At 64.8% G+C, this 219-nt stretch carries 1 protein-coding gene; it reads left to right on the forward strand.

Annotated features, from left to right (window positions below; genetic code table 11):
• Positions 1–219, forward strand: a 219-nt coding sequence (locus ACW5W8_RS24160) for a hypothetical protein (protein WP_498630947.1), incomplete at both ends; no start/stop codon positions are given.

Below are 219 nucleotides of genomic sequence, written 5' to 3' on the forward strand. Positions count from 1 at the left end.
TTTCTGGCGGTGCAGACGGACGACACCGACACCTACTATGGCGCCAATGCCATGGTGCTGCTGCCGCCCAGTGACCCCAGCGTCAACCTGACGCTGATGACCACCAAAGACCACAACGACACCCGCGACAACGCCCGCAACACCCTGGAGCGCTATCAGGCCCGAGGCCCGAAGTGGCAGGGGGTGCTCTACGATACCCAGCTGGAAGGGCAGCGGGCG

The sequence above is a fragment of the Aeromonas aquatilis genome (assembly GCF_054052405.1).